Origin of the sequence: Blastococcus sp. CCUG 61487, from assembly GCF_005222955.1 — a bacterium.
GTDB lineage: Bacteria > Actinomycetota > Actinomycetes > Mycobacteriales > Geodermatophilaceae > Blastococcus.
The window spans coordinates 1-20,408 of record NZ_LWUA01000101.1 but is presented as its reverse complement, the minus strand read 5'-3'; the positions used below and the strand labels follow the sequence as shown (position 1 = coordinate 20,408).

The window sequence follows — 20,408 nt, the reverse complement described above, 5'->3', positions numbered from 1 at the left end:
GGGGACCCGTATCGATCAGGTCAGCTGATCATGATGGAGCCTCAGGCGAGGTAGTCGCGCAGCGCGTCGGCGCGCTCCGGGTCGCGGAGCTTGGCCATCGTCTCGCGCTCGATCTGCCGCACCCGCTCGCGGGACAGGCCGAACTGCTTGCCGATCTGCTCGAGCGTGCGGGGCTGCGACCCGTCGAGGCCGAAGCGGAGCACGACGACGTCGCGCTCGCGGTCCTCGAGCGTGTTGAGCACGTTGCGGACGTCGCCCTTCATCATCTGGAAGGCGACGGCGTCCTCGGCGACCGCGGCGTCGGCGTCCTCGATGAAGTCACCCAGCCGCGACTCCTCGTCGGCACCCACGGTCTGGTCGAGGCTGACCAGGTCGCGGCTGTGCTCGAGCAGCTCGGTCACCCGCTCCTCGGTCATGTCCAGCTCGAGCCCGATCTCCTCGGGAGTGGGCTCGCGCTCCAGCTCCTGGTGCATGCGGCGGCGGGTGCGCACGACCTTGTTCACCTGCTCGGCCAGGTGGACGGGCAGCCGGATCGTGCGGCCCGAGTCGGCCATGGCGCGGGTGATCGCCTGGCGGATCCACCAGGTCGCGTAGGTCGAGAACTTGAAGCCCTTGGTGTAGTCGAACTTCTCCACCGCGCGGATCAGGCCGACGTTGCCCTCCTGGATGAGGTCGAGGAACGTCATGCCGTGGCCGGTGTAGCGCTTGGCCACGGAGACGACCAGCCGGAGGTTGGCCTCCAGCAGGTGCGCCTTGGCGGCCTTGCCGTCGACGGCGAGGATCTTGTAGTCGCGCTGCTTGGCGGGGGAGAGACTCTTCTTCTCCGCCAGCAGCCGCTCGGCGTAGAGACCGGCTTCGATCCGCTTGGAGAGCTCGACCTCCTGCTCGGCGGTGAGCAACGCGGTCTTGCCGATGGTGTTGAGGTACACGCGCACGAGATCGGTCGACACCAGTCCGGTGGTGTCGGGCTCACGGCGCGTCGTGCGGGAACGCACCTCGAGGGCGTCGTCGGGGGAAGACTGCAGCAGCGTCACGATGCTTCTTCGTCCTTGTGTTCGGTTCGGATGCATCCACTGGTCTCGGGGCGCAGCGGTCGCTCATCCGGCGTCATGGGGGCCCGTGGTCTCGGGCCGGCCCCTGGCTCTTGGGTCCGGTGTGGTACGCCCTGCACAACGGCGCGGACGGGGCTGCGTGTTCCACGATCGCGCGGTTCACAGGCAACCGGCAGGGAGTGTTGTCGCTCACCCCGCGTACCCCGAGGGGCGAGGACTAGACCTCGAGGAGCAAGGTCATCGGCCCCTCGTTGACCGACGACACCTGCATGAGGGCCCCGAAGACGCCGGTCGCCACCGTGGCGTCGCGACGGCGCAGTTCGGCCACGACCTCGTCCACCAGCGGCTCGGCGACCTCGCCGGGCGCTGCGTCGGTCCACGACGGCCGGCGTCCCTTGCGGGTGTCGGCGTAGAGCGTGAACTGGCTGACGACGAGCACCGGCAGGCCCAGGTCGGCGGCGGAGAGCTCCCCGCTCTCGCTGGGGAAGATCCGCAGCTCGTGGATCTTGCGGGCGAGCCGTCGCGCTCCGTCGACGTCGTCGCCGTGCCGCACTCCGACCAGTGACAGCAGGCCCGGGCCGATCTCGCCGACGACGGCGCCGTCCACGGTTACAGCGGCTGAACCGACCCTGCTCACGACGGCGCGCACGGGAACAGTGTGGGCGACCGGCCGGAGTTGGCCGCGCCCCACCGCCCCGGCTCGTGCGAAGGCGAGCGAACTCACAGCCCATTCGGTGGTTGACAAGTTCATCAAGTAGTAAAGTAATACCCATGCCGTTCACGCCTGGTCGCCCCATCACCGAAGCGAAGGCCGAGCTCTTCAAGGGGCTCGCCCACCCCGGCCGGGTGCGCATCCTCGAGCTGCTCGCCGAGGGCGACCGCACCGTCGGCCAGTTGGCCACCGAGACCGGGATGGAGCTGTCGCACCTGTCCCAGCAGGTGGCGGTGCTGCGACGGGTCGGGATCGTCGACAGCCGCCGGGAGAAGAACACGGTGCTGTGCTCGTTGCGCGACCCGCAGACGGCGGAGCTGCTGGCGGTGGCGCGCAGGATGCTCACCCGCACGCTCCGGGACGACCAGGCACTGCTGGCCGCGCTCAGGAAGGCCGACGACGCCGTCGCACTGGCCGATCGCGCGCGGCGCCCGGAATGACCGCCGCCGTGGGCGCGCCCCGCCGGTCGGTGCTGCGGCGGCTGCTCCCGCGACGGGCCGACTACGCCGGCCTGCGCCGCTCCTGGGCCCGCGACCTCGCCGCCGGCGTGACGGTCGGCGTCGTCGCCCTGCCGCTGGCGCTCGGCTTCGGCGTCGCGTCGGGTGTCGGCGCGGCCCCGGGCCTGGTGACGGCGGTGATCGCCGGTGCGGTGGCCGCGGTGTTCGGGGGCTCGTCCCTGCAGGTGTCCGGGCCGACCGGCGCCATGACCGTCGTGCTCGTGCCCCTGGTGGCCGCGCACGGCCCGGGCGTGGTCGTCCCGGTGGCGGTGATGGCGGGGGTCCTCGTGGTCGCCGCGGCCGTCCTCGGGATGGGGCGGCTGCTGGCGTACGTGCCCTGGCCCCTGGTGGAGGGCTTCACCGTCGGCATCGCCGTGGTGATCGCCGCGCAGCAGGTGCCCAGCGCCCTCGGTCTGCCCCAACCGGAGATCGAGAACGCCCTGGCCGCGGCGGCGTCGGTCGTGTCGACGTTCGCCGCGCGGCCGGACTGGACGGTCGTCGGCCTGCTGGCGCTCGCGGTCGCGCTGACCGCCGTCCTGCCGCGGCTGCACCGGGCGGTGCCGGCGAGCCTGCTGGCGGTCGCCGCCGTGACCCTCGTCGTCGAGCTGTCCGGCGTCGAAGTCCCCACGATCGGCGAGCTGCCCTCGTCGCTGCCGATGCCCGCGCTGCCGGACTTCGGGCACGCCGGCGACCTGGTGGGCGCGGCCGTCGTCGTCGCCTTCCTCGCCGCGCTGGAGAGCCTGCTGTCCGCGCGGGTCGCCGACGGGATGATCGACGCCCCCCGGCACGACCCCGACCGGGAGCTCTTCGGCCAGGGCCTGGCCAACGTCGCGTCGGGCCTGTTCGGCGGGCTGCCCGCCACGGGCGCCATCGCTCGCACCGCGGTCAACGCGCGGGCCGGTGCCAGGACCCGCGTGGCCGCGCTCACGCACGCGGTGGTGCTGGCCGCCATCGTGTACGCCGCGTCGGGCGCGGTGGGCCGGATCCCGCTGGTCGCGCTGGCCGGGGTGCTGCTGGTGACCGCCTACCGGATGGTCGAGCGGCACACCGTCCGGGCGGTGCTCACCTCGACCCGCGGCGATGCGGCGGTCTTCCTCCTCACCGCCGTGGCCACGGTCGCCATCGACCTGGTCACCGCGGTCGCGGTGGGCCTCGCCGCGGCGGTCGTCCTCGCCGTGGCCCGGCTGGGCCGCACGGCCCGGGTCGTCGCGGAGGAGACGACCGACGACAGCGGCACCGTCGAACGGGCGCTGCTGGCCGAGCGGGTGCTCACCTACCGTCTCGACGGCCCGCTGTTCTTCGCCGTCGCCGACCGGCTGCTCCGGGAGATCGCCGCGACGGAGGACGTGGACGTGGTGATCCTGCGGGCCGGGTCGGTGGCGATGCTCGATGCCACCGGCGCCCACGCGCTCGGCCGGGTCATCGAGGACCTGGAGCGCCGCGGCATCACCGTGCTGGTGAAGGTGGCGGGGGAGGAGCAGCTGCGGCTGCTCACCGCCGTCGGCGCCCTGCGGCACCTCGCCGACAGGGGGCACGTGTTCACCGGGCTGGCCGACGCCGTGGCGCACGCCGCCCGGCACGTGACCCCGGTCGGACCGGTTCAGAACCCGAGGTCGGAGGCCACCGTGGACTCGGGGACGTGGACGACGGCGTCGAACGCCTCGGACACCGGTGTGGCGAGGTAGTCGGTGTCCATCCGGATGCGGTCCGGCCCCGCGGCCCCACCGCTGCGGGCGCCGAACGCGGCGAGCCCGAACCCGACGCCGGCGTCGCGGAACGCGGCCTCGACGCTGCCCGGCCGCGGCGGCTCCAGGGCCGCGTCCTCGACCCGGAAGCCGTAGGGGCCGGCGCCGGCGTCCGGGTGCAGTCCGGCGGTCCGGCCGCCGCCGCTGGTGAGCCCGACCGCGACGTAGTCGCCCCCGAGCGCCAGGTCCAGGTGCAGCCCCATCGGCAGCACCTGCACCTCCCCGCCGTAGACGACCGGGGTGCGCTGGATGTGTGCGTTGTGCGCCATGAGGGCGATGCGCGCCCCGGGCCCGAGTCGGTCCAGCCACCAGCGGACCGTCGCGGCCATGTACCGCTCGCGCGAGGTCGCGGCCGCCGGCAACGCCGTCCCGGCGTAGGCCCCGGCGATCGCGCGGAGCTGGTGGTCGGCGGCGCGGGCCCCTTCCAGCCGCCACCGGGCGACGTCGTACTCGGCCCGGCCGCCGCCGTCGACGTATGTGGGCGCCAGCGCGTCGAATCGGTCGGCCAGCCGGCTGAGGAGAGCGGTCAGCGCATCCTGCCGGGCCGGGTCGAGCTGCAGGTAGCGGGGAGCGGCCTGTGCCTGGGTCGTGCCGGCGGTACCGGCGGCGATCTCGAGGGCGGGCGCCAGCAGCTGCCCGGCGGCGGGATCCACCCCCGCCAGGTAGTCGCCGAGCGGCTGCAGCGACGGCAGCAGCGAGCCGCCCGCGGAGGGCACGTCGACCCCGGCGAACCGCACCGGCGAGGTGGCGGTGGCGGCCTGCGCGCGGACCCACCCGAGCATCTCCCGGACCTCGCGCGGGCGGGCCAGGCCGGACGGGATGCACTGCTCGGCGAGCTCCGGCAGCTCGTCCTCCGGCAGCTCACCGCGCACCCAGCGATCGAGGGCGAAGCCCTCGCTGAACCCGGACTCGTAGGCGAGCACGGTGAAGCCGCACCGCTCGACCAGGAACCGCAGCACGCGGTGCCGCAGCCGGGCGAATTCGGTGATGAAGTGCGCGTTCTCCCCGATGGCGACCACACGGGCCGAGCCGATGACATCCCGCAGCGGCTCGAGGTCGTCGAGGGGTGCGGTCGGGTCGAGGTGGGACAGCGCGTGCACGCCTGCGGGCAGCGGCGGACCGCTCGGCCGTCGTCGGGTCGATGCATCGCTCACGCGAGGCATGCTGGGTGGCAGGGCGGCGGTCGTGCAACAGGGTTCCGCGACCGCAGCCGGTCGGACCGGGGGACGCAGCACGGTGATGTGGTCGACGTTGGCGGGCGCGATCCTCTGCGAGGTCGCGGCGACCCTCGCGCTGAAGGCCGCCCTCGACGACCCGCGCTGGTACGTGGTCGTCGCCGTGGGGTACCTGTCGTCCTTCGTGCTCCTCGGCCTGACGTTGCGCCGGGGCATGCCGGTCGGCGTCGCCTACGGCTTCTGGGCAGCGGCGGGGGTCGTTCTGACCGCGCTGCTGGCCGCGGCGATCTTCGGCGAGCCGATGACCGCGCTCATGGGCGTGGGCATCGTGCTCATCATCGGCGGGGTGCTCGTCGTCGAGATGGGTGCCGAACGCGCCCGGGTCGCCGAACCGGAGCGCTCGTGAGCTGGCTCCTCCTCGCCGGCGCGATCCTGGCCGAGGTCACCGGCACCATGTCGCTGCGCGCCTCGGAGGGATTCCGGCGCAGGCGCTGGATCGTCGGCGTCGTCGTCGGCTACCTCCTGGCGTTCGTCCTGCTGAGCACGGTGCTCGCCGGAGGCATGTCGCTCGGCGTGGCCTACGGCATCTGGTCGGCCGGCGGGGTGGCCCTCACCGCGGTGCTCGGCCGCCTGGTCTTCGGCGAGCCGCTCACCGCGACGATGGGAGTAGGGATCGCGCTCATCGCCGCCGGGGTCCTCCTCGTGCAGCTCGGCTCGCACGACAGTCTCTGAGCGCGGGCAACCGGTTCAGCGGCGCGCGGCCCACACCAGCGCGCCCGCGGCCAGGGTTCCGACACCGGCGAGCACGGTGCCGATCGGCAGGCTGAATCCGACCACCAGGCAGCCGACCAGCCCGAGGGCAGGGACCAGCCGGCTGCCACGATCTCGGTCGAGGGTGAGGGCCGAGGCGTTGGCGACGGCGTAGTACGCGAGCACCGCCACGGAGGAGAAGCCGATCGCCCCGCGCACATCGGCGGCGAGCACGACGGCGATCACCACGAGCCCGACCGCGAGCTGCGCGCGGTGCGGCACCCGGTGGCGGGGGTGGACGGCGGCGAGGGCGACGGGCAGGTGCCGGTCCCGGGACATCGCGAGCACGGTGCGCGACACCCCCAGGATCAGCGCGAGCAGGGCGCCGAACGCCGCGATGGCCGCGCCCGCCCGGACCACCGGCACGAGCCACGTCCAGGGGGTGGCCTCCGCGACGGCGACCAGCGGCGCCGGAGTGGCCGCGGTGCCGGTCGGGCCGAGCACCGCCAGGACGGTGACGGCGAGGGCGGCGTAGACGGCGAGTGTGATCCCGAGTGCCAGCGGGATGGCGCGGGGGAGGGTCCGGGCCGGGTCGCGCACCTCTTCCCCGAGGGTGGCGATCCGCGCATAGCCGGCGAACGCGAAGAAGAGGAAGCCGGCCGCCTGCAGCACTCCGTGCACCCCGGATCCGGGAAGCGGCGTCAGCTGCGCCACCCGGGGATCCCCGCCGGCGAGGCCGGCCACGACGACGGCCGCGAGCACCGCCAGCACGACGCCGACGATCACCCGGGTGGCCAGCGCGCTCTTGTGCACCCCGAAGTAGTTGAGCGCGGTCAGCGCGACGACCGCGGCGACGGCGACCGGCCGGGCGAGCTCCGGCGCGACGTAGTGGCCGACGGTCAGGGCCATCGCCGCGCAGCTCGCCGTCTTGCCGACGACGAACCCCCAGCCGGCCAGGTGGCCCCAGAAGTCGCCCAGCCGCTCCCGGCCGTAGACGTACGTGCCCCCGGACTCCGGGTACAGCGCCGCCAGGCGGGCCGAGGACGTCGCGTTGCAGTAGGCGATCGCCGCGGCGACGGCCAGGCCGAGCAGCAGTCCCGCCCCGGCGGCCTGCGCGGCCGGCGCGAACGCGACGAAGGCGCCGGCTCCGAGCATGGCGCCCAGGCCGACGACCACGGCGTCGCCCGTCCCCAGCCGGCGGTCCAGCCGGGGCGCCGGGGAACCGGGGGAGGGGTCGCGTGGCTGCTGATCGGGCTCGTCCATGTCCCGCACAGATCTACCGCAGTCCATGACGCATCAACAGGGCTTGATGCATTCTGGCTACGAGGGCTACCGTCGGTCCATGTCGCCGCAGCGACGCACCACGCCACCGGTCTTCGTCCGCCTGGCCGCCGATCCCGTGCGGTGGCGGCTGCTGGAGGAGCTGGCGGACAGCGACCTGCGGGTGCGCGAGCTCGTCAGCCGGGTCGGCCGGCCGCAGAACCTCGTCTCCTACCACCTGCGGGTGCTGCGCGAGGGCGGGCTGGTCAGCGCCACGCGCAGCAGCTCCGACGGCCGGGACAGCTACTACCACCTGCACCTGGACCGCTGCGCCGAGGCGCTCGCCGACTCCGGGGCCGCGCTGCACCCGATGCTGCGGGCGGAACCGCCGATCGCCTCCGCCCAGGGGGGACGTCTTCACCGCGTCGCCGTCCTCTTCGTGTGCACGGGGAACAGTGCCCGGTCGGCCATCGCCGAAGCCTTGCTGCGCCATCGCACCGGCGGGCTCGTCGCGGTGGCGAGCGCCGGAACACGGCCCCGGCCCTCGCTGCACCCGGACACCGTGCGGGTGCTGCGCGAGCAGTTCGGCATCGACGTCGCCGGGCGGCCGACGCGGCACCTGGACGACCTCGCGGGGCGAGCCTTCGACCACGTGATCACCCTGTGCGACAAGGCGCGGGAGGTCTGCCCGGACATCCCCGGCACCTCCCGGCGGGTGCACTGGAGCATCCCCGACCCGGCCACGGCCGACGACGGCTATCCGGCCTTCGCGCGGATCGCCGCGGAGATCGACGCCCGCATCGGACACCTGCTGCCCGTTCTCGCGCTCACCCATCGACAGGAGGCACAGCCGTGAATGCACCCGCCCAGCTCGCCAGCGTCCGGTACCTCGTCAGCGACGTGCAGGCCGCGATCGACTTCTACACCGGGCGCCTCGGCTTCCGGGTCGGCACCGACGCCGCACCGGCCTTCGCCGACGTCGTCCGCGGTCCGCTGCGACTGCTGCTGTCCGGGCCGGCCAGCTCCGGCGCGCGGGCCACCCCCGCCGATGCCGCGACCGCCGGCCGCAACCGCATCCACCTCGTCGTCGACGACCTCGACGCCGAGGTCACCCGGCTCCGCGACCTGGACCAGACCTTCCGCAGCGACGTGGTCACCGGTCCCGGCGGACGCCAGGTCCTGCTCGCCGATCCCGACGGCAACCTGGTGGAGCTCTTCCAGCCCGCCCGGCGCTCGCAGGCGGTCCCCGCGGCCCGCACCTGACACCGGCGACGCTCCGCCGGGGCGGTCCGGCGTGCGATCCTCGTCGCCTGCCGATGCCCCACGGAGCCCGCCGTGAGCCAGCCGCCGAGCGCCCCCGACGCCGTCCAGCCGCCCGACGGTGCGCCCGCGCGCGGCCCGGTCACGCTGCTGATGACCGACATCGAGGGCTCCACCCGGCTGCTCCAGGAGGCCGGCGCCGCGTACGCCGACCTGCTGGAGGGTCATCGCCGGCTGGTCCGGTCGGCGGTGGCGGCGCACGGCGGGCGGGAGATCGACACGCAGGGCGACTCGTTCTTCGTCGCCTTCCCGACCGCGGTCGAGGCGGTCGCCGCGGCGGCGGAGATCGGCCGGGCCATGGCCGGGCACCGCTGGCCGGGGCGTCGCGAGCTGCGTGTGCGCATGGGGCTGCACACGGGTGAGGTGAGTGCCGCCGGCACCGGGTTCATCGGGCTCGGTGTCCACCGGGCGGCGCGGATCGCGGCGGCGGCGCACGGCGGGCAGGTGCTCCTCTCCGAGGCCACGGCCTCGCTGGTGCGCGACGGGTTGCCGGACGGCGTCGCCCTGCGCGACCTCGGCCAGCACCGGCTCAAGGACTTCCCCCGGGTCGTCCGGCTGTACCAGCTCGACGTGCGCGGCCTCCGCGTCGACTTCCCCCCGCTGCGGACGCTCGTGCGGGGCTCGGGCCTGCCCGCGCCGACCCCGCCCATCCTCGGACGGGAGGACGACGTGGCCGCGGTCCGCCGCCTGCTCGGCGAGCAGAGCACCCGCCTGGTCACGCTCACCGGGCCCGGTGGTGTCGGGAAGACGCGGCTCGCCCTCGAGGCGGCGCGGGCGGTCGCCGACGACTTCCCGGGCGGCGCGGTGTTCGTCCCGCTCGCCGCGCTCACCGATCCCGCCCTGGTCCTGGGCGCCATCGGTGACGCGCTGGGTGCGCGCCGGGAGTCCGGCTCCGACCCCGTGGCCGCCGTCGCGTCGGCGGTGGGCGACGCGCGCACGCTGCTGGTCCTCGACAACCTCGAACAGGTCGTCGAGGCGGCGCCGGAGCTCGCCCGGCTGCTCGACGGCGTGCCGGGCCTGGTCGTCCTGGCGACCAGCCGCCAGCTGCTGCGGCTGCGCACGGAGCACCAGTACCCGGTGGCGCCACTGCCGGACGCGCCCGCGGCGCAGCTGTTCACCGCGCGGGCGCGGGCCGTGCGGCCGGAGCTCGACACCGGCCCGGCCCAGCGGCAGGTGGTGGGCGAGATCATCCGCCGGCTCGACGGGTTGCCCCTGGCGATCGAGCTGGCCGCCGCGCGGACCCGGCTGCTGGAGCCGCGGGCGCTGCTCGATCGGCTGGGGGCGAGGCTGGACGCGCTCGGGGACGGCCCGGTGGACCTCCCCGCCCGCCAGCGCACGTTGCGGGCCACGATGGACTGGAGCTACTGCCTGCTCGAACCGCACCAGCAGCGGCTGTTCGTCCGGCTGGCCGTGTTCGCGGGTGGGTGGACCCTGGCGGCGGCCGAGGCGGTGTGCGCGCGTCCGGGGGAGCCCGACGTCGTCGACACCCTCGCCGGGCTGGTCGACACCAGCCTGGTCGTGGTCTCCGACGACGCCGGCGAACGCCGCTACGGGATGCTTAAGCCGGTGCACGCCTACGTCGCCGAGCTGCTGGCGTCGTCGCCGGATCGCGCCGACACGGAGCGGGCGCACACCGCCTGGTCGCTGGACCTCGCCGACGCCGTGCGGGCGGCGCGGGCGGGGAAGGAGCACCGCACCTGGACGGTCCGCCTCGACCACGAACGTCCCAACCTCCGTGCCGCCGTCGAGCGGGCGCTCGACGGGGGTGACGTCGCGACCGTCGCGCTGCTGGCCCGGGACGTGTTCGTCGATCTCGCGCAGCGCGACGCGGAGGCGGAGGTGGCCGGCTGGCTGGACCGGGCGCTGCCGCAGGCCGCCGGCGCGGTCCGCGGGCGTCTGCTCGCGGTGCGCGCGTTGATCGCCACGATCTTCGCGGACTTCCCCCTGGCGCGGGCCATGGCGCAGGAGGCCGGCGCGCTGCTCCCGGCGTCCGACGAGTGGTCCTACGACCGCGGGCTGGTCGCGGCTGCCGAGGCCTACGTGGTGGTCGGCGAGGATCCCGCCGCGGCGCTCGGGCCCGTGACGGCCGCCGCCGCGCTGCTGGCCGCGGCGGGGGAGCGGCTCGGCCAGGCGTACCTGGAGGTCGCGGCCGGCACCGTCGCGCTCTTCCTCGGGGACCTGCGGGCCGCCGAGAGCCACCACGCCTCCGGCGCCGCGCTGGCCGCGGAGATCGGCGACGACGCCATGCGCGGCCGGGCACTGAGCCTGCGCGGGCTCGTCCTGCTGCTGTGCGGGAACCAGGAAGCGGCCCGCCGCTGGGTCGTCGAGGGCGCCCGCGTCAACCGCCGTGGCGGTCAGCCGACGGGGATGGCGTACTCCCTGGACGGCCTCGCGGCGCTGGCCCTCGCGATGGGCTGTGCCACGGTGGCCGCGCGGGCGCTCGCCGCCGCCCGGGCCACCCGCGAACGTGCGGGCAACCCGGCGTCCGCTGCCTTCGTGCCACTGCTGGACGACCTCACCGCTCGCGCGAGGGACCACCTCGGCGACCGCGCCTACGAGGCGGCAGCGGCCGAGGGAGGGGAGTGGTGGGTGGTCGAGGCGCTGGACCGCACGCTGGACGCCCTCGTCGAGGCGCCGCCGGACGACGTCCGCGGCGACGACCACGCGCGCTGAGCGGGCCCTAGGGCACGATCTCGGCATGCCGAGCCTCCGCATCGCCCAGGACGACGCCGCCGACGAGCTGCTGAGCCGCGACCCGCTGGCCCTGCTGATCGGGATGCTGCTGGACCAGCAGTTCCCGATGGAGCGCGCCTTCGGCGCCCCGCGGCTGCTGGCCGACCGGCTCGGCGTCGACACGCTGGACGCCGCGCAGCTGGCCGCCATGGACCCCGATGAGCTCACCCGCGTCTTCCAGGGACCGCCGGCCCTGCACCGCTACCCCGGGTCCATGGCGGGGCGGACCCAGGAGCTGTGCCGGCTGCTGGTCGAGCGGTACGACGGCCGCGCGGAGAACGTCTGGGCCGACGCCCCGGACGGGAAGACGCTGCTGCGCCGGCTGAAGGAGCTGCCCGGCTTCGGCGCGCAGAAGGCATCGATCTTCCTGGCGCTGCTCGGCAAGCAGTACGGCGTGACCCCGTCCGGCTGGCGGGAGGCCGCAGGTGCCTACGGCGAGGACGGCGCCCGCCGCTCGGTCGCCGACATCACCGGGCCGGACTCCCTGGTCGAGGTGCGCAGGTTCAAGCAGGAGCAGAAGGCGGCGGCCAAGGCGGCTCGAGCCGGCGGCTGATCCCGCGGCGGGGGGTCACGGCCCGGTGGTCACGTCTGTGCGTCCAGACGTCCGGGCGCGGCGCTGCCACAGCGGCTCCAGCGCCGCGGTCTCGGCCTCCGTCGCGACGCGGAACGGCGGGTCGGCCGGTGGCTCGAGAGGCTGCCGACCCTGACCCCGGGTGGCGCGCAGGCTCAGCCAGATCGAGGTGCCGATGATCGTGGCGACGACCGCGAGGCTGATCGTGGTCGGGACGTAGACGACGTCGATCTTCAGCAGCATCTTGATGCCGACCCAGACGAGCACGAGCGCCAGACCGAGCTTCAGGTGGACGAAGCGGTGGATCAGGTCGGCCAGCAGGAAGTACATCGCGCGCAGGCCCAGGATCGCGAAGGCGTTGGCGGTGAAGACCAGGAACGGCTCCTCGGTGACCGCGAAGATCGCCGGGATCGAGTCGACCGCGAAGACGATGTCGGTGACCTCGACGAGCACGAGCACGGCCAGCAGCGGAGTGGCCACCAGCCGGCCGCCGTGCCGGACCAGGAACCGCTGTCCGTGGTAGGCGTCGGTCAGCGGCACCCAGCGGCGGAACAGCCGCAGGACGCGACTGCTGTCGGGGTCGAGGTGCTCGTCGCGCCGGCGGATCATCCGGTAACCGGTGACCAGCAGGAACGCCGCGAAGAGGTAGAGCACCCAGCCGAAGCTGCTGATGAGCACGGCGCCGCCGGCGATGAACAGCCCGCGGAACACCAGGGCACCGAGCACGCCGAGGAACAGCACCCGGTGCTGGAACTCCCGGGGGACGGCGAAGTAGCCGAAGATGATCGCCCAGACGAAGACGTTGTCCACGGCCAGCGACTTCTCGATGAGGTACCCGGCGAAGTACTGCTGGCCGAACTCCGCGCCGTGGACCGCCCAGATCCACCCGCCGAAAGCGACGCCGAGCGCCACCCAGACCGCTGACCACGTCGCGGCCTCGCGCACGCCGATCACGTGCGCCCGGCGATGGGCGAACAGATCCACGGCGAGCATGGCGACGAGAAGGCCGAGCACGGCCAGCCACAACCACGACGAGACGTCCACGAGCAACTCCTCCGGTCGGTGCCACCAACCGGAGGTCTCTCCCGGCCCGCTCGTACGGGCCCGCCTCGCCGGGTGCCCTCCGAGGGCCCGTACTGACGACGAGACGCTGGGGGGTACTCCCCTCCGCTCGAACAAGTGAAGCACACTTCACCTATGACGGCGAGTGCGCGGAGCGGTGGGGACGGCGATGCGGCAGGGCGCCCGACCTGGACCTTCCTCACCAACCACGGGCACGTCCTGCTCGCGGTCGCGGCCGACGGTGACGCCCGAGTCGAGGAGATCGCGACCACGGTGGGCATCAGCACCCGTGCCGCGCTGAGCATCCTCCGCGACCTGGACGACGCCGGGTACCTCACCCGCACCCGGATCGGCCGGCGCACGCACTACGAGCTGCGGCCGCACCAGCACTTCCGCCACCCGGCGACCGCGGACCACGAGGTGGACGAGCTGCTGGCGATCTTCCGGCCCGGCGGCGCTCGCGGATAACGGACTCTCGCCGGGGGAGGGCGTCAGCCGGGCGCGCCGGTCAGCTCGGCGGCGAGCCTTCCACCACCAGGTCCGCCAGCCTCGCGCCCCACTGCCGGGCGCGCTCCTCCTCGCCGTCGGCGAGCGGTCCCTGCGCGTCGGTGACGAAGAAGTGCTCGGCGGGCGCGAGGAGCGACAGGCCCAGGCCGCGCAGCAGCTTCTCCTCCGTCCGCGCCGCGTGGTCCAGCTTCACCACCAGCTTCGGATGGTCGCTCCGGGTGTCGAAGGCGGCAGCGCGGGGTGCGCTCCCGGCCGGCCGGACGGACTCCAGCCACTCGTGCAGCCCTCGGTCGGGGTCGTCGATCCGGGCCCCGTACTGCTCGACGGCACCTCGCCGCGTGGACGGCCGGGGCATGGAGAAGGCGTGGTTGGGCCCGCCGACGACCAGCAGGTCGACGTCGGGGCCGATCTCCGCGGGCGCCTCGGCGGCCGCGACGACGTCGACCTGCAGCCGCGGGGAGAGGCCTTCGGCGATCGCGTGGGCGATGGCGCGGGCGTCACCGAACAGGGACTCGTAGACCACCAGGGCGCGGGCCATGGCCCACGGTAGGGGATCCGGGCGCGGGAGCGACCCCCTGAGCGCGCGCCCGGATGCCGGTTCCGGGGGCGGCGGCACGAGCCCGACGGAGCGCCCGTCCCGGGCAGGATGTCGGCATGCTGGCGAGCGGCTCCCCTCCCGACGGACGCCGCGGGGTCGCGCCGGCTCCGGCCGCACCCAGCCCGCCGCCGTCGGGCCTGAGCGCGGACGACGTCGCCCAGCGCGTGGCCGCCGGGCTGACCAACCACACGACGGCGCGGACCAGCCGGACCACGAGCGAGATCCTCCGCGCGAACGTGTTCACCGTCTTCAACGGTCTGCTGGTCACGCTGTTCGTCGTCGTGATGCTCACCGGACAGTGGCAGAACGGGCTGTTCGGCGCGGTGGTCGTCGCCAACTCGGCGATCGGCATCCTCCAGGAACTGCGCGCCAAGCGGACGCTCGATCGGCTGGCGGTCCTCCACGCACCGCTGGCCCGGGTGGTCCGGGACGGAGCGGAACTCGAGATCCCGGTCGCCGCGGTCGTCCTCGACGACCTGCTCGGGCTGGCGACGGGTGACCAGGTGCCGGCCGACGGCGTGGTCACCGAGTCGACGGGGTTGTCGGTCGACGAGTCCCTGCTGACCGGGGAAGCGGAGCCGGTGGCCAAGGTGGCCGGTGACCGGCTGTGGTCGGGCTCGTTCGTCGTGGCCGGCCGCGGTCGCATGCAGGCGACCGCGGTGGGCGAGAGCGCCTACGCCGCGAGGCTCGCCACCGAGGCCCGGCGCTTCACCACCGTGCACTCCGAGCTCGTGGCCGGCACCGACAGGTTGCTGCGGTGGATCGCGATCGGCCTCGCCGTCGTCGGGCCGCTGGTGCTCTGGAGCCAGTTCCGCAGCCCGGACAACCCCGGCTGGCGGGAGGCCGTGACCGGAACGGTCGCGGCGCTGGTCGGGATGATCCCCGAAGGACTGGTCCTGCTCACCACGCTGGCGTTCCTCCTGGCCACCGTCGCCCTCGCCCGGCGCCAGACGCTGGTGCAGGAGCTGCCGGCCGTCGAGGGGCTGGCTCGCGTCGACGTCGTCTGCCTGGACAAGACCGGCACGCTCACGCACGGCGACGTCGGGTTCGACCGGCTGGAACTGCTGTCCGGGGCCGCCGAGGAGGCCGTGGCAGGCGCCCTGGGCACCATCGCGTCGGCCGATCCGGCCAACGCCACCGCAACAGCGCTCGCCTCCGTCTTCCCCGCACCGGCCCGGTCGCCGGAGTCCACCGTGCCGTTCTCGTCGGCGCGCAAGTGGTCCGCGGTGCGCACAGGCGGGCACACCTGGGTGCTCGGCGCCCCCGAGATGGTGCTGCCCGCGCCCACCGGAGCGGACCAGGCGGGGGCCCGGAACCGCGCCGACGAGCTGGCCGCTCAGGGACGCCGGGTCCTGCTGCTCGCCTCGGCCGCCGGAGCCCCCGGCACCGCCGACGATCCGCGGCTGCCGGAGGACGTCCGCCCCGCGGCGCTGGTCCTGCTCGCCGAGCGGCTGCGCGAGGACGCCGCCGACGTCCTGCGCTACTTCACCGCGGAGGGGGTCGCGCTCAAGGTCATCTCCGGGGACAACCCCCGGACCGTGGGCGCGGTCGCGGCGGCAGTGGGCGTGCCGGGGGTCACCGGGGCCGGCGATGCCGTGGACGCCCGCGAGCTGCCCGAGGACGCCGACGCGATGGCGGAGGTGGTCGGGAGCGCCAGCGTGTTCGGACGGGTGACCCCGCACCAGAAGCGGGCGATGGTGACCGCGTTGCAGCGGCGCGGGCACGTGGTCGCGATGACCGGGGACGGGGTCAACGACGCGCTCGCGCTCAAGGACGCCGACATCGGGGTGGCCATGGGCAACGGCTCGCCGGCCACCCGGGCGGTGGCCCAGCTGGTGCTGCTCGACGGCCGGTTCGCCCACCTGCCCGACGCCGTCGCCGAGGGCCGCCGGGTGATCGCCAACATCGAGCGGGCGGCCAACCTGTTCCTGGTCAAGAACGTCTACGCGCTCGTGCTGGCGCTGATCAGCATCGTCACCCTGGGCGCCTACCCGCTGGCCCCCATCCAGCTGACGCTCATCTCCACCCTGACCATCGGCGTCCCCGGCTTCTTCCTCGCCCTCGCCCCCAACCACCGCCGCTACGTCCCGGGCTTCCTCCGCCGGGTGCTGCGGTTCTCGCTGCCCACCGGCCTGATCACCGGCGCCGCCGCCTACGCCGGGTACGCCACCGCACGGTGGCTCGCCCCGGACACCGGGGTGGAGGGAGCGCGGACCACCGCCACCTTGGTCGTCCTCGTCGTCGGCCTGTGGACGGTGGTCGTGCTGGCCCGCCCGATGGCGGCGTGGAAGGTGGCGCTGGTCGCGACGATGGCCGGCGCCGCGGCAGGGGTGTTCGCCGTACCGGCCCTGGCGGAGGGGGTCTTCCTGCTCGACGTCAGCACCGAGGTCGTCCTGCTGGCCGTCGTGCCCGGGGTGGTCGCCGCGCTGCTGGTGGAGGCGGTGTCCCGGATCGGCGGCGCGCTCCCGGCCGAGCCCGCGCCCGCCGCCGGCTCGGCGCCCGCCGTCTCCCGGGCGTGAGGGCGGGCGGCTGCACGCCCTCCCCGGGCGGTGGCACCATGGGTCCCGGATCCGGCAGCCCCGGGGCGGCGAGCCCGGGGGCGCCGGTCAGCGGAGGGATGGACGCCCGTGGCCAGCAGCCACCACTTCTCGCGGCCCCGCTCACCCGAGGCGGTCCTCATCACCGAGGCGCGGACCAGCCAGCTGGAGCAGCAGGCCGCCCGCAAGAAGCGGTACGCGTACACGATGCTGGTGCGCGCCATCTGCCTCGTGCTCGCCGCGATCTTCTACCAGATCGTCTGGTTGATGATCATCCTCGCCGTCCTCGGCACGGTGCTGCCGTGGGTCGCGGTGGTCATGGCCAACGACGGGCCGCCCAAGAAGCGCCAGCAGGTCAACCGGTACGACGCCCGTCCGGACCGCGTGCTGGAGAGTCGGCCCCCGAAGGTCATCGACGGCTGAGCCATCATGGACCCCGGCGCGGCGACGCCCGGACCGCCGGGCGCAGACCGTGGAGCAACCCAGGGAGCGAGACAGTGAGCAGCAGCGACATCCTCGAGCGGCCTGACGTCCGCGACGCCGACACGGGCAACGCCGACGAGGTCTTCCACTACGTCCGCAAGAACAAGATCGCCGAGAGCGCCGTCATGGGCACGATGGTCGAGGCGCTGTGCGGCGAGGTCTTCCCGGTCACGAAGAGCCCCAAGCCGGGCAGCCCGGTGTGCCCGGCCTGCAAGGAGATCTACGAGCAGCTCAAGAAGTAGGACGTCCGGCCGGGGTGTGGTCAGCGGCCGAGGCGCCGGGCCTCCTCGGCGAGCTTGGCCTCGCGGCGGGCGCGGCGGCGCGGGTCGTGGCGGCGCAGCGGAGCCGGCCAGCGGGCCTGGATCGTCGCGTTGAGCTCGGCGCCGAGCAGCACCGACATCCCGAACAGGAAGCAGAACAGCAGGATGCCGATCGGGGCCGCGAGGGCGCCGTACGGCAGCGCGGCCGTGAGCACGTCGGTGACGTAGCTGCGCAGCACCAGCGCCGACCCCATGAAGAAGACCAGGGCGAGCGCCGCGCCCGGCAGGTGGCGGTGCCAGGGCAGCCGGTTGGGCAGCACCACGTTGTAGAAGCTGGTGAGCGCCAGCAGCAGGCCGACGAGCACCGCCGGCAGGTAGATCCCGTCGATCAGCACGGTGGTGACCGGCTGCCAGCCGTCGGGCAGCAACGCCACCAGCACCCCGCGGCCCAGCACCAGCAGCGGCAGGGTCAGGACGGCGACGACCATGCCGATGACGAACAGCCACAGCGCCTTGAGGCGGGTGCGGATCGGGCCGCGGACGTCCCGCTGGTCGTAGGCGATCACGATCGTGTTCATGAACGTCGCCGTCGCCGAGGAGCCGGCCCACAGCGCCACCAGGAAGCCCACGCTGACCACCTCCAGCCGGCCCGAGCCGAGGATGTCCTGCAGCGTCGGCGCGATGAGCGAATCGACGACGTCCGGGGTCAGGACCTCGGCGGACGCGCTGAGCAGGTACTCCTCGATCTCGGTGACCGCGTCGGCGCCGATCACGTCGCTGAGGTAGCCGAGCGAGCCCAGCAGCCCGATGAGGAACGGCGGCACCGAGAGGATCTGCCAGAACGCGGCCTCGGCGGACAGCCCGAGGATCCGGTCCTGCCAAGCCTTGGCCAGCGTGCGGCCCAGGACGCGCAGGGGTTCGCGGACGAGCGCCGGCCAGGAGTCCAGCCGCCGGGGCCCGGGGATTGCGGCGCGGGTGGCGCCCGAAGCGCCCACGTCGGGATCCTGCTCGCCGGCAGGCGCCGGCGAGCCGTCCGGCCGCACGGCACTCATCCGATCAGTGTGCACGTTGTCCACGGGACGGGAGCTGCGCGGCCCGTCGTCGGCTGCCGGGCCGCCGGAGGGATCGGTCAGTGCACCCGCCGGCCACCGGGCCGGCGACCGGCAGGAGCAGGCGCGCTGGACGGCGCGGTGCCGTCGGGAGCGGGCGGCGGCGCGCCCTCCTCCGGCGGCACGCAGGTGATGACCGCCTCCGCCGCGTACCGGGTCTGGAAGTTCTCCCGCTTGACCTCCCGGCCCGTCGCCGGGTCCTTGAACACCCGGGTCACGGTGATGTCGAAGCCCGGCACGCCCGGCTGGGGGATGCAGTCACCGTTGTCGACCTTGGTGAGCACCGCCGGCTCCCGGTGGTTGCGCCGCTCGCTGCTGATCGACTCGATGTCGTAGCGCTTGGTGCCGTAGAAGGTCACCGTCAGGGAGCTCGGCGTCCAGCGGGTGTCGATGTAGACGCCGGTGTCGCTGTCGTTGCGCCACTGCAGGTCGATGGCGCCCTCGTAGACCGTCGCCTCGCGGCCGGCGGGGTAGCGGCTGATGTAGAAGCTGTGCGGCTTGTGGAAGACGTCCTCCAGCCCGGCGAAGAAGACGGCGTTGAACATCGTCGTCGCGAACTGGCTGATCCCCCCGCCGACGGCCCGGGCGAGCTCGCCGCCCTGGATCACCGTCGCCTCGACGTAGCCCTGCGCTCGCCCGCGGGGGCCGGTGTAGCCGTTCAGGCTGAACGTCTCGCCGGGCAGCACGATGGCGCCGTCGACCTCGGCGGCGACCACGCGGATGTTCTCGCCGCTGGCCGCGTTGCCGATGTTCGTGGTGAAGGAGCTGATCTCCTCGCGGATGCCGAGGCCCTCGGCCTCCTCCGTGGTGAAGTCGGCCGGCACCGGTCCGAGCTCGGCGACGACCGACCGCGGGGCCGGGTCGGTGAGCACGTCGAGGAGCTGCTCGGCCAGGCGGGCGGGGGCGATGCCGGTCCCGTCGACCGACGGCACCACCCGGACGCCGCCGCCGGCGACCTCGAAGGTGGCATCCCGGGCGGGGGTGCCGAACTCGGCGAGCTCGTCGCCGAGCTCGGTCTGCAGGACCGCGGGGTCGATGCCGACCTCGAGGGTGCCCGCCTCGGTCGGGGTGAACGTGAGCGAGGCGGCGATCGCGGCGACCGGGATGTCGGCCGAGGGCCGGCCCTCGGCGCCGGTCACGCCGACCGGCGCGGCCAGGGCGGGCTCCACCACCTCGGCCAGCACCCGCTCGGCCTCCGGAGTGTCGACGTCGACCGGCTCGACGTCGACGGGCAGCTCGAGGCGCGTCGTCGGGTCCTCGGCGGAGGCCAGCGTGTCGAGGATGGTGTCGGCGGCCGCCTCGACGTCCAGCGTGCGGCCGTCGGCCGGTTCGACCACCCGCGGGGTGGTGCCCTCGATCGCGATGGTCGCGTCGGCCGGCGCGCGGTCCACGGTCGCGGCGATCGCGTCCAGCTGCGCGTCCAGCGCGGTGTCGTCGGTCGCGAGGACCGGGGCGACGTCGCGGTCGGCGAAGAAGCTCACCAGCCGCGTCCAGGGGTTCAGCGGCTGGGCGTCGGCCGCCCGCACCGTGGCGTCGACGTCGAGCGCGATGCCGGCGGACGCGGGGGAGAAGGTGCCCTCGACGTCCTCCGCCACGAAGCCGCGCTCGGCCACGATGCGCGGGGCGAGGTCCTCGTCGAGCACCTCACGGGCAGCGGCCGGGGAGAGGCCTCCGATCTCCACGCCGGCCACCACCGTGGAGCGCGGCACCTCACCGGAGGACACGAGCAGGTCGGCGGCGTACGCGCCGCCGGCGAGCAGCAGCACCGCGCCGGCCGGCACCAGCACCGCGCGGCGCCGCCACCGGGAGGGGCCGCGTCCGTCGGCGGGGTGCTCGTCGGCGGGGTGCTCGTCGGCGGCCGGGCCGCGACGATCACGCTGGTGGGCTGCTCCTCGCCGGTGTCGGGCGCGGCCGGCGGGGCCAGGGCGGCGCGGACGTCCTCGGCGGAGCCCAGCTGCTGGGTCTCCCGCTGGTCCTCGGAGACCGGCGGGGTCGTGGGCACCGGGGCAGCGGCCGGGTCCGCGTCGGTCGGGCTGG

21 protein-coding genes are annotated in these 20,408 nt (G+C 74.5%); 13 read left to right on the top strand and 8 right to left on the bottom strand.

The window, feature by feature from the left end; all coding sequences use genetic code 11:
* Positions 1-41: 41 nt before the first annotated feature.
* Positions 42-1,034: an RNA polymerase sigma factor SigB gene (sigB, locus tag A6V29_RS06925; protein WP_137159628.1), complete on the bottom strand. Its 993-nt coding sequence runs from the start codon at positions 1,032-1,034 to the stop codon at positions 42-44.
* 235 nt (positions 1,035-1,269) lie between these two features.
* On the bottom strand, positions 1,270-1,701 hold the full coding sequence (gene dtd / locus A6V29_RS06920; RefSeq protein ID WP_137159627.1) for a D-aminoacyl-tRNA deacylase: 432 nt from the start codon (positions 1,699-1,701) through the stop codon (positions 1,270-1,272).
* A gap of 122 nt (positions 1,702-1,823) precedes the next feature.
* On the opposite strand from dtd, the gene A6V29_RS06915 reads away from it, so the two are divergent.
* Together A6V29_RS06915 and A6V29_RS06910 are read left to right on the top strand one after the other, a co-directional pair.
* Entirely contained in the window at positions 1,824-2,204 is a 381-nt protein-coding gene (locus tag A6V29_RS06915) for an ArsR/SmtB family transcription factor (protein ID WP_137159626.1), read from the top strand.
* Positions 2,201-3,946: a SulP family inorganic anion transporter gene (locus tag A6V29_RS06910; RefSeq protein WP_137159625.1), complete on the top strand. Its 1,746-nt coding sequence runs from the start codon at positions 2,201-2,203 to the stop codon at positions 3,944-3,946. Before A6V29_RS06915 ends, A6V29_RS06910 begins: the two co-directional genes overlap by 4 nt.
* Here A6V29_RS06910 and A6V29_RS06905 read toward each other — a convergent pair.
* The gene (locus A6V29_RS06905; protein WP_212719080.1) at positions 3,862-5,160 is read right to left on the bottom strand and encodes an erythromycin esterase family protein; all 1,299 of its coding nucleotides are present in this window, start codon (positions 5,158-5,160) and stop codon (positions 3,862-3,864) included. The genes A6V29_RS06910 and A6V29_RS06905 overlap by 85 nt on opposite strands.
* An 85-nt stretch (positions 5,161-5,245) precedes the next feature.
* On the opposite strand from A6V29_RS06905, the gene A6V29_RS06900 reads away from it, so the two are divergent.
* Both A6V29_RS06900 and A6V29_RS06895 read left to right on the top strand, forming a co-directional pair.
* Positions 5,246-5,587 (top strand): DMT family transporter, encoded by a 342-nt coding sequence (locus tag A6V29_RS06900; protein WP_137159623.1) that lies wholly within the window; start codon positions 5,246-5,248, stop codon positions 5,585-5,587.
* Entirely contained in the window at positions 5,584-5,913 is a 330-nt protein-coding gene (locus tag A6V29_RS06895; RefSeq protein WP_137159622.1) for a DMT family transporter, read from the top strand. Before A6V29_RS06900 ends, A6V29_RS06895 begins: the two co-directional genes overlap by 4 nt.
* 15 nt (positions 5,914-5,928) lie before the next feature.
* Here the strand turns inward: A6V29_RS06895 and A6V29_RS06890 are convergent, their stop codons facing one another.
* Positions 5,929-7,194 carry an APC family permease gene (locus A6V29_RS06890; RefSeq protein WP_137159621.1) on the bottom strand — a complete coding sequence of 422 codons (1,266 nt, stop codon included), beginning with the start codon at positions 7,192-7,194 and terminating at the stop codon, positions 5,929-5,931.
* A 79-nt stretch (positions 7,195-7,273) separates the two neighbouring features.
* On the opposite strand from A6V29_RS06890, the gene A6V29_RS06885 reads away from it, so the two are divergent.
* From A6V29_RS06885 to A6V29_RS06870, 4 genes are all read left to right on the top strand, one after another.
* On the top strand, positions 7,274-8,047 hold the full coding sequence (locus A6V29_RS06885) for an arsenate reductase/protein-tyrosine-phosphatase family protein (protein WP_137159620.1): 774 nt from the start codon (positions 7,274-7,276) through the stop codon (positions 8,045-8,047).
* Positions 8,044-8,454, top strand: a complete 411-nt coding sequence (locus tag A6V29_RS06880) for a VOC family protein (protein WP_137159619.1) — start codon at positions 8,044-8,046, stop codon at positions 8,452-8,454. The genes A6V29_RS06885 and A6V29_RS06880 overlap by 4 nt, the downstream gene beginning before the upstream one ends.
* 72 nt (positions 8,455-8,526) lie before the next feature.
* Positions 8,527-11,184, top strand: coding sequence for an adenylate/guanylate cyclase domain-containing protein (locus A6V29_RS06875; protein WP_137159618.1), 2,658 nt, complete (start codon positions 8,527-8,529; stop codon positions 11,182-11,184).
* A 25-nt stretch (positions 11,185-11,209) separates the two neighbouring features.
* Positions 11,210-11,797, top strand: a complete 588-nt coding sequence (locus A6V29_RS06870; protein ID WP_137159617.1) for an HhH-GPD-type base excision DNA repair protein — start codon at positions 11,210-11,212, stop codon at positions 11,795-11,797.
* A 15-nt stretch (positions 11,798-11,812) separates the two neighbouring features.
* Here A6V29_RS06870 and A6V29_RS06865 read toward each other — a convergent pair whose 3' ends face one another.
* Positions 11,813-12,859, bottom strand: coding sequence for a TerC family protein (locus A6V29_RS06865; protein WP_137159616.1), 1,047 nt, complete (start codon positions 12,857-12,859; stop codon positions 11,813-11,815).
* A 153-nt stretch (positions 12,860-13,012) separates the two neighbouring features.
* On the opposite strand from A6V29_RS06865, the gene A6V29_RS06860 reads away from it, so the two are divergent.
* Positions 13,013-13,345 (top strand): helix-turn-helix transcriptional regulator, encoded by a 333-nt coding sequence (locus tag A6V29_RS06860; protein ID WP_137159615.1) that lies wholly within the window; start codon positions 13,013-13,015, stop codon positions 13,343-13,345.
* Positions 13,346-13,385: 40 nt separating this feature from the next.
* On the opposite strand, the gene A6V29_RS06855 is transcribed toward A6V29_RS06860, so the two are convergent.
* Positions 13,386-13,922 carry a flavodoxin gene (locus A6V29_RS06855; RefSeq protein ID WP_137159614.1) on the bottom strand — a complete coding sequence of 179 codons (537 nt, stop codon included), beginning with the start codon at positions 13,920-13,922 and terminating at the stop codon, positions 13,386-13,388.
* 116 nt (positions 13,923-14,038) lie between these two features.
* Between A6V29_RS06855 and A6V29_RS06850 the strand changes: the two genes are divergently transcribed.
* From A6V29_RS06850 to A6V29_RS06840, 3 genes are all read left to right on the top strand, one after another.
* Complete coding sequence (locus A6V29_RS06850) at positions 14,039-16,501, top strand: HAD-IC family P-type ATPase (protein ID WP_137159613.1); 2,463 nt, start codon at positions 14,039-14,041, stop codon at positions 16,499-16,501.
* Between the two features lie 108 nt (positions 16,502-16,609).
* A complete protein-coding gene (locus A6V29_RS06845) occupies positions 16,610-16,942 on the top strand; it encodes a DUF3099 domain-containing protein (RefSeq protein ID WP_137159612.1) in 333 nt (110 codons plus the stop codon).
* A 74-nt stretch (positions 16,943-17,016) separates the two neighbouring features.
* The gene (locus A6V29_RS06840) at positions 17,017-17,244 is read left to right on the top strand and encodes a DUF3039 domain-containing protein (protein ID WP_137159611.1); all 228 of its coding nucleotides are present in this window, start codon (positions 17,017-17,019) and stop codon (positions 17,242-17,244) included.
* Positions 17,245-17,264: 20 nt separating this feature from the next.
* Here the strand turns inward: A6V29_RS06840 and A6V29_RS06835 are convergent, their stop codons facing one another.
* Both A6V29_RS06835 and A6V29_RS06830 read right to left on the bottom strand, forming a co-directional pair.
* Positions 17,265-18,314, bottom strand: a complete 1,050-nt coding sequence (locus tag A6V29_RS06835) for a YihY/virulence factor BrkB family protein (protein ID WP_137159610.1) — start codon at positions 18,312-18,314, stop codon at positions 17,265-17,267.
* Positions 18,315-18,391: 77 nt separating this feature from the next.
* Entirely contained in the window at positions 18,392-20,158 is a 1,767-nt protein-coding gene (locus tag A6V29_RS06830) for a VanW family protein (protein WP_249933076.1), read from the bottom strand.
* Positions 20,159-20,200: 42 nt separating this feature from the next.
* Between A6V29_RS06830 and A6V29_RS21525 the strand changes: the two genes are divergently transcribed.
* Positions 20,201-20,408: hypothetical protein (locus A6V29_RS21525; RefSeq protein ID WP_249933075.1), on the top strand; the 208-nt coding region annotated here is incomplete at its 3' end.

What these genes read in the sequence shown, in the direction of transcription:
- A6V29_RS06835 (WP_137159610.1), bottom strand. Translation starts at nt 18,314, where the DNA reads ATGAGTGCCGTGCGGCCGGACGGCTCGCCGGCGCCTGCCGGCGAGCAG.
- A6V29_RS06900 (WP_137159623.1), top strand. Translation starts at nt 5,246, where the DNA reads ATGTGGTCGACGTTGGCGGGCGCGATCCTCTGCGAGGTCGCGGCGACC.
- A6V29_RS06885 (WP_137159620.1), top strand. Translation starts at nt 7,274, where the DNA reads ATGTCGCCGCAGCGACGCACCACGCCACCGGTCTTCGTCCGCCTGGCC.
- A6V29_RS06850 (WP_137159613.1), top strand. Translation starts at nt 14,039, where the DNA reads ATGCTGGCGAGCGGCTCCCCTCCCGACGGACGCCGCGGGGTCGCGCCG.
- A6V29_RS06890 (WP_137159621.1), bottom strand. Translation starts at nt 7,194, where the DNA reads ATGGACGAGCCCGATCAGCAGCCACGCGACCCCTCCCCCGGTTCCCCG.
- A6V29_RS06910 (WP_137159625.1), top strand. Translation starts at nt 2,201, where the DNA reads ATGACCGCCGCCGTGGGCGCGCCCCGCCGGTCGGTGCTGCGGCGGCTG.
- A6V29_RS06860 (WP_137159615.1), top strand. Translation starts at nt 13,013, where the DNA reads ATGACGGCGAGTGCGCGGAGCGGTGGGGACGGCGATGCGGCAGGGCGC.
- A6V29_RS06870 (WP_137159617.1), top strand. Translation starts at nt 11,210, where the DNA reads ATGCCGAGCCTCCGCATCGCCCAGGACGACGCCGCCGACGAGCTGCTG.
- A6V29_RS06915 (WP_137159626.1), top strand. Translation starts at nt 1,824, where the DNA reads ATGCCGTTCACGCCTGGTCGCCCCATCACCGAAGCGAAGGCCGAGCTC.
- A6V29_RS06855 (WP_137159614.1), bottom strand. Translation starts at nt 13,922, where the DNA reads ATGGCCCGCGCCCTGGTGGTCTACGAGTCCCTGTTCGGTGACGCCCGC.